The sequence below is a fragment of the Cupriavidus sp. U2 genome, from assembly GCF_009663685.2.
Lineage (GTDB): Bacteria > Pseudomonadota > Gammaproteobacteria > Burkholderiales > Burkholderiaceae > Cupriavidus > Cupriavidus necator_C.
Window position 1 is genome coordinate 470,648 of record NZ_RCOG02000012.1, and the last position, 12,763, is coordinate 483,410.

Below are 12,763 nucleotides of genomic sequence, written 5' to 3' on the forward strand. Positions count from 1 at the left end.
GGAAATACCTTCAGGACGGCGGGCCGCCTGCGCTCAGGCCGAGCGCGTGGCGCGCTTGCGCGGCGCGGCGGTCTTGGCGGCTGCGGTCTTGGTGGCGGCCGTCTTGCGTGCCGGGGCCTTGGTGGCCGTGCCGGCGGCGGTCTTGCGTGCCGGGGCCTTGGCGCCGGTGCCGGCGGCCGTCTTGCGCGCCGGGGTCTTCGCGGCCGTGCCGGACGACGTCTTGCGGGCCGTGGTGGTCTTGCGCGCCGGCGCCTTGGCGGCCGTGCCGCTGCTGCTGGTCTTGCGGACCGGCTTGCGGATCGTGGCGATGGCGTCCGGGTCGGTGTCCTCGTGGCCCATCGGCGGCGACGGCTCCTTCATGCCTTCGGGCAGGCGGGCCAGTGCCGGGCGCAGGTTCGACGCACGGCGCACGCGCGGGGCCGGTTCGGCGTCCTCGTCGTCCATCGGCTCGCTGGCCTTGGCCAGGCCCTTGGCAGCGGCCAGCTTCACGCGGACCGGCTTGTCGCCCCAGATTTCCTCGAGGTTGTAGTACTGGCGCAGTTGGGGCTGCAGGATATGCACCACGGCGTCGCCGCAGTCCACCAGCACCCACTCGCCGGTTTCCAGACCTTCCACGGCCACGATATGGCCGCCGGCGTCCTTGACCGTTTCCCGTACCGATGCCGCCAGGGCCTTGGTCTGGCGGTTCGAATTGCCGCTGGCGATCACCACCCGGTCGAACAGTTCGGTCAGGTGAGTGGTGTCGAACACCTTGATGTCCTGCGCCTTCACATCCTCGAGCCCGTCGACGATCGCGCGCTGCAGTTTACGAATATCCATGGTGTCTTTCTTGTTCAGCTTCATTCGGGTAGGGGCGCGTCGGGCGAGGGGTGTCGGTACAACCCGTGACGCGCGATGTAGTGTGCCACGCCGGCCGGCAGTCGGTCATCCTTCTGGTCCGGCAACAGGCCTTCGGCCAGGTGCTCGCGCAGGCCGGTGGACGACAGGTCGACGGCCAGCGTCTGGTCGATCCACATATGTCCGGAGGGCGAGCATTGTATCAGGTGCGTGTCCGCCAGGCGTTCCTGCAGCGCGGCAAGCACCGGCCCGCCCAGTTCTTCCAGGTGAAAGCCCGGTCGCGTGGCGATGCACAGGTGCACCTGTTCGAACAGCGCCTCCCAGCCGTGCCAGGTGTGCAGCCGCAGCAACTGGTCGGCGCCCATCAGCCACGCCATCGACGTATGCGGGCCGTATGCATCGCGCAGGTGGCGTACGGTGTCGATCGTGTAGCTCGGGCCGTCGCGGTCCACTTCCATGCGGCTGACACGTACCTTGGCGCGGCCCGGCACCAGCGATGCGGCCGCCAGTTCGGTCATGGCGAAGCGGTCGGCGGCCGGGGTCACGTGGTCGCCCTTCTGCCACGAATGGCCGGTCGGGATCCAGACCAGTTCGTCCAGGTCCAGGTGGTCGATGCACAGTTGCGCCAGCGCGACATGGCCGCGATGGGGCGGGTCGAAGGTGCCGCCGAGGATACCCAGGCGGTAGGGGCGCTGCGGATCGTCGATGCGGGCGGCGGCTTGGGGGGCTTCGGTCATCAGGTTCAGGCCCACGCGCGCGCCGGCAGGAAATCGGTATAGAGCGCCGCTTCCGGCGTGCCCGGCTGAGGCTGCCAGTCGTAGCGCCAGGTCACCTGCGGGGGCATCGACATCAGGATCGACTCGGCCCGGCCGCCCGACTGCAGCCCGAACAGCGTGCCGCGATCGAACACCAGGTTGAATTCGACGTAGCGCCCGCGACGATAGGCCTGGAAGTCGCGCTCGCGTTCGCCATAGGGCGTGTCCTTGCGCGCGCGCAGGATCGGCAGGTAGGCGTCCAGGAAGGCATCGCCCACCGAGCGCATCATCGCAAAGCTCAGGTCGAAGCCCGGGGCGGAGAAATCGTCAAAGAAGATGCCGCCGATGCCGCGCGCCTCGCCGCGATGCCTGAGGAAGAAATACTCGTCGCACCACTGCTTGAAGCGCGGGTACAGGTCATCGCCAAACGGTGCCAGCGCCGCCTTGCAGGTACGGTGGAAGTGCGCGCAGTCGTCGGCGACGCCGTAGTAGGGCGTCAGGTCCATGCCGCCGCCAAACCACCAGACCGGCTCGGCACCGGGCTTCACGGCGATGAAGCAGCGCACGTTCATATGCACGGTGGGCACATGCGGGTTGCGCGGATGGAAAACCAGCGACACCCCCAGGGCCTCGAAGCTGCGCCCGGCCAGTTCGGGCCGGTTGGCGCTGGCCGATGGCGGCAGCGTGTCGCCGCGCACGTGCGAAAAGCCCACGCCGGCCCGTTCCATGACCGCACCGCCCTCCAGGATGCGCGTGCGCCCACTGCCGCGCAGGCGTTCGGTGGGGGGCTTCTCCCAGCTGTCGGTCAGGAACGCCTGGCCGTCGATGGCGGCAACGGCGTCGGTGATGCGGTCTTGCAGGCCGAGCAGATAGTCACGGACTGCCTGGGAATCGATCATGATGGGCGGGTGAGGGTGGCCGGTGGCAAAGACGGCCGGGCGGGGCCGGCCGTCATCGCGGTGTCACGATTGTACCGGCTGGATTCGCCCCACGGGGACCGGGGCGAATCCGGGCAAAACCGGTCTGACGACGGCGGCGGGCGCGGTCAGCGCTTGATGGCGCGGTAGCCGATGTCGGTCCGGAACTGCATGCCGTCGAAGTGGATCTGCTCCACGGCGGCATAGGCGTTCTTCTGCGCGGCCTTGACCGTGTCGGCCAGGCCCACCACGCACAGCACGCGGCCGCCGGACGTGCGCAGCGTGCCGTCCTGCAGCGTGGTGCCCGCGTGGAACGTCACGGCGTCGTCGGTTTCGGCGGGGATGCCGGTGATGACGTCACCCTTGCGGGGGTTTTCCGGGTAGTCGTAGGCGGCAATGACCACGCCCAGCGCGGTGCGGCGGTCCCAGTCCAGCTCGATCTGGTCCAGCTTGCCATCCACGGCGGCTTCCATCACGTCGACCAGGTCGGTCTTCAGGCGCGCCATGATCGGCTGCGTTTCCGGATCGCCCATGCGGCAGTTGAATTCCAGCGTCTTCGGGTTGCCGTCCTTGTCGATCATCAGGCCGGCGTAGAGGAAGCCCGTAAAGGGGATGCCGTCCTTTTCCATGCCGCGCACGGTCGGCAGGATGATCTCGCGCAGCGCGCGGGCGTGCAGGGCCGGCGTCACCACCGGGGCCGGCGAATAGGCGCCCATGCCGCCCGTATTGGGGCCGGCGTCGGCGTCCAGCAGGCGCTTGTGGTCCTGGCTGGTGGCCAGGGCCAGCACGTTCTTGCCGTCCACCATCACGATGAAGCTGGCTTCCTCGCCTTCCAGGAATTCCTCGATCACCACGCGGGCGCCGGCATCGCCAAGCTTGTTGTCGGCCAGCATCATGTCCACGGCGCCGTGCGCTTCTTCCAGCGTCATCGCCACCACCACGCCCTTGCCCGCGGCCAGGCCGTCGGCCTTGATCACGATCGGCGCGCCCTGCGCGTCGATATAGGCGTGGGCGCCGGCGGCGTCCGAGAACGTCTTGTAGAAGGCGGTCGGAATGCCATGGCGATGCATGAACGCCTTGGCGAAGTCCTTCGACGATTCCAGCTGCGCGGCAGCCTTGGTCGGCCCGAAGATGCGCAGGCCGCGGGCGCGGAACACATCGACGATACCGGCGGCCAGCGGGGCCTCGGGGCCCACCACGGTGAAGGCCACGCCTTCACGCTCCACAAAGGCGGCCAGCACTTCGGGATCGGTCAGCGGCACGTTCTGCAGGCGCTTGTCGAGCGCTGTGCCGCCGTTGCCCGGCGCCACGTAGACGACCTGCACCTTGGGCGACTGGGCCAATTTCCAGGCCAGTGCGTGCTCACGCCCACCGGAACCGACAACCAAAACTTTCATGATCCACTGCCAGAAAAGAAACGCATGCGAAAAGCGGCAGCTGGACTGGGGTCCGGGCTGCCGCCGTGGGGCGCGGCGCGAGGAACTTATTCCTCGATCACCGCGTTGGTGAAGACTTCCTGTACGTCGTCCAGGTTTTCCAGCGCGTCCAGCAGCTTCTGCATCTTGACGGCGTCGTCGCCGGTAAAGCCGACCTCGTTCTGCGGCTTCATCACCACGTCGGCCAGTTCGGCCTTGAAGCCGGCCGCTTCCAGGGCAGCCTTGACCGCGCCGAAATCGTTGGGCGGGCAGGTGACTTCGATCGAGCCGTCGTCGTTGGTCACCACGTCGTCGGCGCCGGCTTCGAGCGCGGCGTCCATCAGCTTGTCCTCGGGCGTTTCCGGCGCGAACAGGAACTGGCCGCAGTGCGTGAACATGAACGCCACCGAACCCTCGGTGCCCATGTTGCCGCCGTGCTTCGAGAACGCGTGGCGCACTTCGGCCACGGTACGGGTACGGTTGTCGGTCAGGCAGTCAACGATGATCGCGGCGCCGGCCAGACCGTAGCCCTCGTAGCGGATTTCTTCGTAGTTGGCGCCTTCCAGGCCACCCACGCCGCGCTGGATCGCCCGCTGGATGTTGTCCTTGGGCATGTTGGCGTCCATGGCCTTTTCCATGGCCAGGCGCAGGCGCGGGTTCGAATCGATGTCACCGCCGCCGAGCTTGGCGGCCACGGTGATTTCCTTGATCAGGCGTGTCCAGATCTTGCCGCGCTTGGCGTCAGCGGCAGCTTTCTTGTGTTTGATGTTGGCCCATTTGGAATGACCGGCCATGTTTCTCTCCGAAGCGGAAAACGTGTCGTGTGGTGTGGGAACCCGGCGGCATTGCGCCGGCGGGGCCGGGCCGGATGGGTCTCTGGGACGAATCCTGACGATCCGGCGGCCACGCCATGTGATTGATGTGCCAATCTGCTGGCTATAATCAGCGCAGGATTTTATCACGCGCCCCTGCCGCCGCAGTGCCATGTATGGGTTGTTTGCCCCGCCTGCACGCGTTCCCTATCCGCAGCGCACCTGTTTCCTGCCCCGACCGCCGACCGACGAGACCCCGCCATGGCCGATCCCATCCTCATCGCCAAGAACGCCGACCACGAAATGGTGCTGCTGCCTGAAATGGGCAACCGGCACGGCCTGATCACCGGCGCCACCGGCACCGGCAAGACCGTCACGCTGCAGACCCTGGCGCAGGGCTTCTCGCGGCTGGGCGTGCCGGTATTCATGGCCGACGTCAAAGGTGACCTTACCGGCATATCCCAGCCGGGCCAGCCATCGGACAAGTTGAAGGCCCGCCTGGCGGAACACGGCCTGCCCGAGCCCGTGTGGGGCGGCTGCCCGACCACGCTGTGGGACGTTTTCGGCGAAAAAGGCCATCCGGTGCGTGCCACGGTGTCGCACATGGGCCCGCTGCTGCTGTCGCGCATGCTGGAACTCAACGACACCCAGCAGGGCGTGCTGAACCTGGTGTTCCGCATTGCCGATGCCGGCGGCCTGCTGCTGCTCGATGCCAAGGACCTGCGCGCGATGCTGCAGTACGTGGGCGACAACGCGAGTCAGTTCACCACCGAGTACGGCAATATCTCGTCGGCGTCGATCGGGGCCATCCAGCGCGGCCTGGTGGCGCTGGAATCGCAGGGCGCCGACAGGTTCTTCGGCGAACCGATGCTGAACCTGGACGACTTTATCCAGACCGAGAAGGGCCAGGGCGTCGTCAATATCCTGGCGGCCGACAAGCTGATGAACGCGCCGCGCCTCTATGCCACCTTCCTGCTCTGGATGCTATCGGAATTGTTCGAAAAGCTGCCCGAGGCCGGTGATCTCGACAAGCCCAAGCTCGTGTTCTTCTTCGACGAGGCGCATCTGCTGTTCAACGACGCCCCCAAGGCGCTTCTCGACAAGATCGAGCAGGTGGTGCGGCTGGTGCGGTCCAAGGGCGTAGGGGTGTATTTCGTGACGCAGAACCCCGTGGATATCCCAGACACCGTGCTGGGCCAGCTGGGCAACCGCGTGCAGCACGCGCTGCGCGCCTTCACGCCGCGCGACCAGAAGGCGGTCAAGGTGGCGGCGACGACCATGCGGGCCAATCCGAAGCTGGACCTGGAGCAGGTGATCGGTGAGCTGGGCGTGGGCGAGGCGCTGGTGTCGTGCCTCGATGCCAAGGGCACGCCGGGCGTGACCGAGCGCGCCTGGGTGCTGGCGCCGGGCAGCCGGATTGGTCCGATCAACGACGACGAACGCAGGGCGCTGATCGCCGGTTCGCTGGTGGCCGGCACGTACGAGCAGACCATCGATCGTGAATCGGCCTACGAAAAACTGCGTGGCGCCGTGGCGCAGGCGCCCAACGGCGCGCCGGCCGATGCGAAGGTTCCCCCGAAGCCTGGCGCCCAACCGGGCGGCGCCCCGGCACAGGAAGAGGGCGGCTGGGTCGGTGAAGTCTGGGGCTCGCTCACGCGCGGCACGGGCAAGACCGGGCGCGGCGATTCGATTCTGGAGTCGGTGGCCAAGTCGGCGGCGCGTACGGTGGGGTCGCAGGTCGGGCGCGAACTGATTCGCGGTGTGCTGGGCAGCCTGCTGGGCGGCGGCAAGAAAAAGTAGTCATCCGCCAGGACCGCCATGTGGAAACGCCCGCGTTGCGCGGGCGTCTTTTATTGCGGGCGACCCGATGATTCCGAGCCGCGCCTGGCGGCTTCCGCATCCTCGCGCGCCTTGCGGGCGAACAGGCAGGCATAGAAGGCCGCCATGCCGATGATGAATGCGATGACGGCCAGGCTGGCCAGGCCGGTCGCCGTGGAGGTCAGGATTTTCAGTGCTTCCATGGGGTGGCTCCTTGCTTGGAATATGCCGTAGACGGCATTCCAGTCTGGATCAGCCGGCCCCCATCAACATTGAGGCGCGTCAAATGCCGCTGGCTCGGACAACGCCAGCCGGCGTCACGGACACTCAGTTCTTGGTGCCGAACAGGCGGTCGCCCGCATCGCCCAGGCCCGGCACGATATAGGCGTGCGCGTCCAGATGGCTGTCCAGCGACGCCACGAACAGCTTCACGCCCGGATGCGCCTTCTGAAACACTTCTACGCCTTCCGGCGCGGCGACCAGCGCCACGAACGTGATGGCTTCGTCGGGGACGCCACGGCGCTTGAGCACGTCCACCGCATGCGCGGCCGAATAGCCGGTGGCCACCATCGGATCGCACAGGATGAACGAGCGGTCTTCCAGGTCCGGCAGGCGCACCAGATATTCCACCGGGCGGTGCTGTTCGTCGCGGTACACGCCGATGTGGCCGATCCGCGCCGACGGAATCAGCTCCACCAGGCCGTCGCTCATGCCCACGCCGGCGCGCAGCACCGGCACGATCGTCAGCTTCTTGCCGGCGATGACGGGAGCGTCCACTTCCACCAGCGGGGTCTCGATGCGGCGCGTGGTCAGCGGCAGGTTGCGCGTGATCTCGTAGCCCATCAGCAGCGTGATCTCGCGCAGCAGCTCGCGGAACGTGCGTGTCGACGTTTCCTTGTCGCGCATGTGCGACAGCTTGTGCTGGATCAGCGGGTGATCGAGGATGAAGAGGTTGGGGAAGCGGGGATCCTGTTTCATGGCGGGCTCGGCAAACGGTAGGGGCCCTCCCTGAGGCGAGAGGGCCCGATGCAGCGCGATTGTAATGGATGCGCGCCGGGCCGAGCGAGGCGGCTGGGCGGTCAGTCCACCGTGATGGCCGCCGATTTTGCGACCTTTCCGAACCGCTCGTACTCGGTTTGCGTCAGCGTCTGCAGTTCATTTGCGCTCGATCCCTTCGGGTTGAAACCGGCCTGGGCCAGCTTGTCGCGCACGTCGGGGCGGGCCAGGGCCTCGACGAAGGCGGCGTTCAAGGCCTGGGTCACCGGGGCGGGCAGGTTGGCCGGGCCATACACGCCAAACCACGGTTCCACGGCATAGCCGGGCAGGCCGGCTTCGGCCAGCGTGGGCACGTTGGGCAGCGACGGCGAGCGCGTCTTGCCCGCCACGGCCAGCGCGCGCAGCTTGCCGGCCTGGATATGGGGCAGCGACGCGGGCAGGTTGTCGAACATCACCTGGATATGACCGCCCAGCATGTCGTTGATGGCCGGGCTGCTGCCCTTGTAAGGCACATGGACCAGCCCGGTCTGCGTCATCTGCGAGAACATCGCGCCGGCCAGGTGCATCGACGTGCCGGTGCCCGCCGTGGCATAGGTCAGCCCCGGATGCGCCTTGGCATAGGCGATCAGTTCCGGCACCGTCTTCACGGGCAGGTCGTTGTTCACTTCCAGCACGATGGTCGAGGTGCCCAGCAGGCTGATGGCCGTGAAATCGCGGCGCGGATCGAACGGTACGTGCTTGTAGATATGCGGGTTCAGCGCGTTGGTCGAAATGGCGCCAAAGCCGATCGTGTAGCCATCGGCAGGCGCCTTGGTCACGGCTTCCATGCCGATGTTGCCGCCCGCGCCGGGCCGGTTCTCGATCACCACGGGTTGCCCCAGCTTCTCGGCCACGCGCTGCCCGACGGTGCGCGCCACCAGGTCAGTGGTGCCGCCCGCCGCGTAGGGCACGACAAAGCGGATGGGTTTGCTCGGGAAGGCGTCGGCGGCCAGGGCACCGCCGGCGCCGGCCAGCATCGACAAGGCGGATGCGGCCAGTGCGGTACGAACGGTGGCGGACAGGAAAACGCGACGGTGCGCGGCAAGGCGATGGAGCGGCATGGCTCGGGAATCTCCGGAATGTTGTTATATGGCCAGCGCACGCACCATGACGGTGCGTGGCCCGGCGCGACCCATTGTATGGGAAAGCAGGCATTGCCGCCGGGATGCCCGGGCGCCGCGGGCCGGCCCCCGAGCACTGGCGGCTGTTGACATACAATCGGCGGGTTCCGCCGTGCCGCCTGCGTTGAGCGTGGGCGCGGCCCGGCGTCAAGATTCCCGCGTCCCCGTGCCTGCTTCCCAGAAGTCTCTCTCCCCGTCCGCCGAAGTGCCTGTCGCACAGCGCGTCGGACTTGCCACCGCGGCCGTCGGCGCCGTGCTGTTTTCCGCCAAGGCCATCGTGGCCAAGCTCATGTACCGCTACAGCGTCGATGCCGTGATGGTCATCACGCTGCGCATGCTGTTCGCGGTGCCGCTGTTCATGGCCATCGGGTGGTGGCAGGCGCGCAAGCTGCCGGCGCTGTCATGGGCCGATCGCGGCCGGGTGGTGTTCCTCGGGTTCATCGGCTATTACCTGTCGAGCTTCCTGGATTTCCTGGGCCTGCAGTACATCACGGCCGGGCTGGAGCGGCTGATCCTGTTCCTGACGCCGTCGTTCGTGCTGCTGGTCACGGCGCTGGTGTTCCGCCGCCATATTCATGCCCGCCAGTGGATTTCGCTGCTGCTGGCCTATGCGGGCATCGTGCTGGTGTTCGCGCACGATCTGGATGTCAGCGGCGGCCAGGTCTGGCTGGGCGGCGCGCTGGTGCTGGCCAGCGCGATGTCGTATGGTGTGTATCTGATTCTGAGCGGCGAACTGGTCAAGCGCGTGGGGTCGCTGCGGCTGGTGGCGTATGCGATGTGCGTCTCCACGCTGTGCTGCGTGATCCAGTACGTGGTGCTGGGCCGGCCGCTGGCCGAACTGGCGCAGCCGGCACCCGTGCTGTGGCTGTCGGTCATCAACGCGGTATTTTGTACCGTGCTGCCGGTGTCGCTGACGATGATCGCGGTGTCGCGCATCGGGGCGCCGCTGGCATCGCAGGCCGGCATGATCGGCCCGGTCTCCACGCTGGCGCTGGCGTTCTGGCTGCTGGGCGAGCCGGTCACGGGCGTGCAGCTGGCCGGTAGCGCACTGGTGCTGGGTGGTATGTATCTGCTGTCGAGCCGGAAGGCCTGAAACAAGTCATTCGAAGAGAACCAACCAAGGAAGGAGAGGGAAGCCATGGATTTTGGACTGCGCGGTAAGCATGCGCTGGTGTGCGGCGCCAGCAAGGGGCTTGGGCTGGCGTGTGCCGATGCGCTCGCGGCGGAAGGTGTCGATGTGGTGATCGTGGCCCGTGGCGCCGAGGCGCTGGAGAAGGCCGCCGCCGACCTGCGCGCCCGCCATGGCCGCCGCGTGATCGCGGTGGCTACCGACATCACCCGGCCGGAAGGCCGCAAGCTGGCCCTGGACGCCGTGGCCAAGCTGGGCGACCTGGACATCCTGGTGAACAACGCCGGCGGCCCGCCGCCGGGCAACTTCCGCGACTGGGGCCGCGACGAGTGGATCGCCGCGCTGGACGCCAACATGCTGACGCCGATCGAACTGATCAAGTCGACCATCGACGGCATGATCGCGCGCCGCTGGGGCCGCATCGTCAACATCACCAGCGGTGCCGTGAAGGCGCCGATCGACGTGCTGGGCCTGTCCAATGGTGCCCGTTCGGGCCTGACCGGTTTCGTGGCCGGCCTGGCGCGCGAAGTGGCGCAGCATGGCGTGACCGTGAACAACCTGCTGCCGGGGCCGTTCGACACCGACCGCCTGAAGAAGACGATGGAAGGCGGCGCCCAGAAGGCCGGTATCAGCATCGAGGAAATGGCCAAGCGTCGCGCTGCCGCCAACCCGAGCCGCCGCTTCGGCGATCCGGCCGAGTTCGGCGCCACCTGCGCGTTCCTGTGCAGCAAGCAGGCCGCCTACATGACGGGCCAGAACGTGCTGCTGGACGGCGGCGCCTACCCGGGGACGTTCTGATGGGACCATCGGAAATCGTGCCGGAGCCCCGGCCCCGAATCGCGCTGATCGCGCACGATCACAAGAAGGACGACATCGTGGCCTTTGCCGGCCGCCATCGCGACTTCCTGGCGCGGTGCGACCTGCTCGCCACCGGCACGACAGGCGGCCGTATCGCGGCCGAGGTCGGACTGGATGTCACCCGTATGTTGTCCGGCCCATGGGGCGGCGACCTGCAGATCGGCGCGCAACTGGCCGAGGGGCGGGTCACGGCGGTGATTTTCCTGCGTGACCCGATGACCCCGCAGCCGCACGAACCGGACATCAACGCGCTGGTGCGTGCGTGCGACGTCCACAATGTGCCGTGCGCCACCAACCTGGCCACGGCCGAGTTGCTGGTGGTGGAACTGGCGCGGCACTGCTTCGTGCCGAAGGCCTGAACGCCGGCCAGCCTCGCGCCCATGAAAAAACCGCTGCTTTCCGCAGCGGTTTTTCTTTGGGTGACGCGGGGGGGGGGCGCCAGCGTCAGCGCGGCCTGACCGTGGTGGCGGTGGCGCGCATCTCGGCCTGGCGCAGGATGTGCGGTGGCAGGCGCTTCAGAATCAGATGAACGGCCAGCGGAATGATGACGACGTCGTCCACGATGCCGAGGCCGGCGATCACGTCGGGGATCAGGTCGATTGGCGAGATCGCGTAGCACAGCAGGCCGAACGCGGCCGGCTTGAGCCAGGGCGGCGCGTCGGGGTGGCGCAGGGCAAACCAGAACAGCCGGCCGTCGCGCCGTACCAGCGTCCACAGGGCTGACAGTCGCTTCCACATGATGGGCCTCCTTGGTCACACGTTCAGCAGGGCATGAACGAGTAGCTTGGGCCGATCAAAGCGTATTCAAGTTCCTGAGGGTTTCTCCCCTCCTCAGTGTTTTCTCCCCTCTCCCGCCGGGCGGGAGAGGGGAGCAGGCTGGGGGCTTGAAAGATCAGCCCGGCACGTTGCCTTCCACGCCTTCGACGTAGAACTTCACGTTGTGCAGGAAGGCGTCGTCGGCCACGGCGCCGCCGGCGACCTGTTCCTTGCCGGCGTTGTCCTTGATCGGACCCTTCCAGATCGGCGCGCTGCCGTCGACGATGCCCTTCTTGCGCTCCTCGACCAGCGCCTTGACGTCTTCCGGCACCGCGGCGTTGAAGCCCTTCAGGTCGATCATGCCTTCCTTGAGGCCCCACCAGATGGTGCTGTTCTTCCACTGGTTGTTGAGCACGTCGTCCACCACCTTGGTGTAGTAGACGCCCCAGGAGATCACCGATGCCGCCAGGTGCGCCTTCTCGCCGAACTTGCTCATGTCGCTGTCCCAGCCGAACGCGTACACGCCTTTTTCCTGCGCGGTCTGCACCACGGCGGCGGAGTCGGTGTTCTGCATCAGCATGTCCACGCCCTGGCCGATCAGCGTCGTGGCGGCCTCACGTTCCTTGCCCGGGTCGAACCACTTGTTGACCCACACCACCTTGACCGTGGCCTTCGGGTTCACCGAGCGCGCGCCCAGCGTGAACGAATCGATGTTGCGGATCACCTCGGGAATCGGCACCGATGCCACCACGCCCATCTTGCCGGTCTTGCTCATCTTGCCGGCCACCACGCCCGCCAGGTACGCGCCTTCATAGGTGCGCACGTCGTACTGGGCCAGGTTGTCGGCGGTCTTGAAGCCCGTGGCGTGCTCGAACTTCACGTCCGGGAATTCCTTGGCCACCTTCAGCATCGATTCCATGTAGCCGAACGTGGTGCCGAAGATCAGCTTGTTGCCCTGGCTGGCCAGATCGCGGAACACGCGCTCGGCGTCGGCGGCGGACTCGGGCACGTTTTCCACGTACGTGGTCTTGACCTTGTCGCCGAACTTCGCTTCCACGGCCTTGCGGCCCGCGTCGTGGGCGTACGTCCAGCCGGCATCGCCCACCGGCCCGATGTAGACGAAGGCCACCTTCAGCGGTTCGCTGGCGGCAGCAGCGGGGGCGGATGCCGGCGCGGCGGTCCCGGCCGGCTTCTCGGCTTCCTTCTTGCCGCATCCGGCCAGGGCCAGCACGGCGGTGGCGGCCAGGGCAGCCAGCGTGGTCCTGCGTGTCACGATCATGCGATCTCTCCTAGTAAGACGTCTTCTGTGA

14 protein-coding genes are annotated in these 12,763 nt (G+C 67.2%); 4 read left to right on the top strand and 10 right to left on the bottom strand.

Features of this window, described 5'->3' with window-relative positions:
* Positions 1 to 33 precede the first annotated feature (33 nt).
* From rsfS to D9X30_RS12365, 5 genes are all read right to left on the bottom strand, one after another.
* Complete coding sequence (rsfS, locus tag D9X30_RS12345; RefSeq protein ID WP_194946502.1) at positions 34 to 819, bottom strand: ribosome silencing factor; 786 nt, start codon at positions 817 to 819, stop codon at positions 34 to 36.
* Positions 820 to 839: 20 nt separating this feature from the next.
* Positions 840 to 1,574: a nicotinate-nucleotide adenylyltransferase gene (locus D9X30_RS12350; protein ID WP_153947493.1), complete on the bottom strand. Its 735-nt coding sequence runs from the start codon at positions 1,572 to 1,574 to the stop codon at positions 840 to 842.
* A 5-nt stretch (positions 1,575 to 1,579) separates the two neighbouring features.
* Entirely contained in the window at positions 1,580 to 2,491 is a 912-nt protein-coding gene (hemF, locus tag D9X30_RS12355; RefSeq protein ID WP_153947494.1) for an oxygen-dependent coproporphyrinogen oxidase, read from the bottom strand.
* Between the two features lie 146 nt (positions 2,492 to 2,637).
* Positions 2,638 to 3,906 carry a phosphoribosylamine--glycine ligase gene (purD, locus tag D9X30_RS12360; RefSeq protein ID WP_153947496.1) on the bottom strand — a complete coding sequence of 423 codons (1,269 nt, stop codon included), beginning with the start codon at positions 3,904 to 3,906 and terminating at the stop codon, positions 2,638 to 2,640.
* 86 nt (positions 3,907 to 3,992) lie between these two features.
* Positions 3,993 to 4,718, bottom strand: coding sequence for a YebC/PmpR family DNA-binding transcriptional regulator (locus tag D9X30_RS12365; protein WP_153947498.1), 726 nt, complete (start codon positions 4,716 to 4,718; stop codon positions 3,993 to 3,995).
* Between the two features lie 279 nt (positions 4,719 to 4,997).
* Between D9X30_RS12365 and D9X30_RS12370 the strand changes: the two genes are divergently transcribed.
* The gene (locus D9X30_RS12370; protein ID WP_153947499.1) at positions 4,998 to 6,536 is read left to right on the top strand and encodes a helicase HerA-like C-terminal domain-containing protein; all 1,539 of its coding nucleotides are present in this window, start codon (positions 4,998 to 5,000) and stop codon (positions 6,534 to 6,536) included.
* Between the two features lie 50 nt (positions 6,537 to 6,586).
* Here the strand turns inward: D9X30_RS12370 and D9X30_RS12375 are convergent, their stop codons facing one another.
* From D9X30_RS12375 to D9X30_RS12385, 3 genes are all read right to left on the bottom strand, one after another.
* Complete coding sequence (locus D9X30_RS12375) at positions 6,587 to 6,757, bottom strand: DUF3149 domain-containing protein (protein WP_092594764.1); 171 nt, start codon at positions 6,755 to 6,757, stop codon at positions 6,587 to 6,589.
* A gap of 124 nt (positions 6,758 to 6,881) precedes the next feature.
* A complete protein-coding gene (upp, locus tag D9X30_RS12380; protein WP_153947501.1) occupies positions 6,882 to 7,532 on the bottom strand; it encodes a uracil phosphoribosyltransferase in 651 nt (216 codons plus the stop codon).
* 101 nt (positions 7,533 to 7,633) lie between these two features.
* Positions 7,634 to 8,650 carry a Bug family tripartite tricarboxylate transporter substrate binding protein gene (locus D9X30_RS12385; RefSeq protein WP_153947503.1) on the bottom strand — a complete coding sequence of 339 codons (1,017 nt, stop codon included), beginning with the start codon at positions 8,648 to 8,650 and terminating at the stop codon, positions 7,634 to 7,636.
* 265 nt (positions 8,651 to 8,915) lie between these two features.
* On the opposite strand from D9X30_RS12385, the gene D9X30_RS12390 reads away from it, so the two are divergent.
* Genes D9X30_RS12390 through D9X30_RS12400 form a run of 3 tightly spaced genes read left to right on the top strand, consistent with a single transcriptional unit; the run spans position 8,916 to position 11,056 of the window.
* Positions 8,916 to 9,803: a DMT family transporter gene (locus tag D9X30_RS12390; RefSeq protein WP_249640954.1), complete on the top strand. Its 888-nt coding sequence runs from the start codon at positions 8,916 to 8,918 to the stop codon at positions 9,801 to 9,803.
* A 45-nt stretch (positions 9,804 to 9,848) separates the two neighbouring features.
* Positions 9,849 to 10,637 carry an SDR family oxidoreductase gene (locus D9X30_RS12395; protein WP_153947504.1) on the top strand — a complete coding sequence of 263 codons (789 nt, stop codon included), beginning with the start codon at positions 9,849 to 9,851 and terminating at the stop codon, positions 10,635 to 10,637.
* Positions 10,637 to 11,056: a methylglyoxal synthase gene (locus D9X30_RS12400; RefSeq protein WP_153947506.1), complete on the top strand. Its 420-nt coding sequence runs from the start codon at positions 10,637 to 10,639 to the stop codon at positions 11,054 to 11,056. Before D9X30_RS12395 ends, D9X30_RS12400 begins: the two co-directional genes overlap by 1 nt.
* An 85-nt stretch (positions 11,057 to 11,141) precedes the next feature.
* On the opposite strand, the gene D9X30_RS12405 is transcribed toward D9X30_RS12400, so the two are convergent.
* Positions 11,142 to 11,435, bottom strand: coding sequence for a YkvA family protein (locus tag D9X30_RS12405; protein WP_153947508.1), 294 nt, complete (start codon positions 11,433 to 11,435; stop codon positions 11,142 to 11,144).
* Between the two features lie 154 nt (positions 11,436 to 11,589).
* The gene (locus tag D9X30_RS12410) at positions 11,590 to 12,732 is read right to left on the bottom strand and encodes a BMP family ABC transporter substrate-binding protein (protein WP_153947509.1); all 1,143 of its coding nucleotides are present in this window, start codon (positions 12,730 to 12,732) and stop codon (positions 11,590 to 11,592) included.
* Between the last annotated feature and the right edge of the window lie 31 nt (positions 12,733 to 12,763).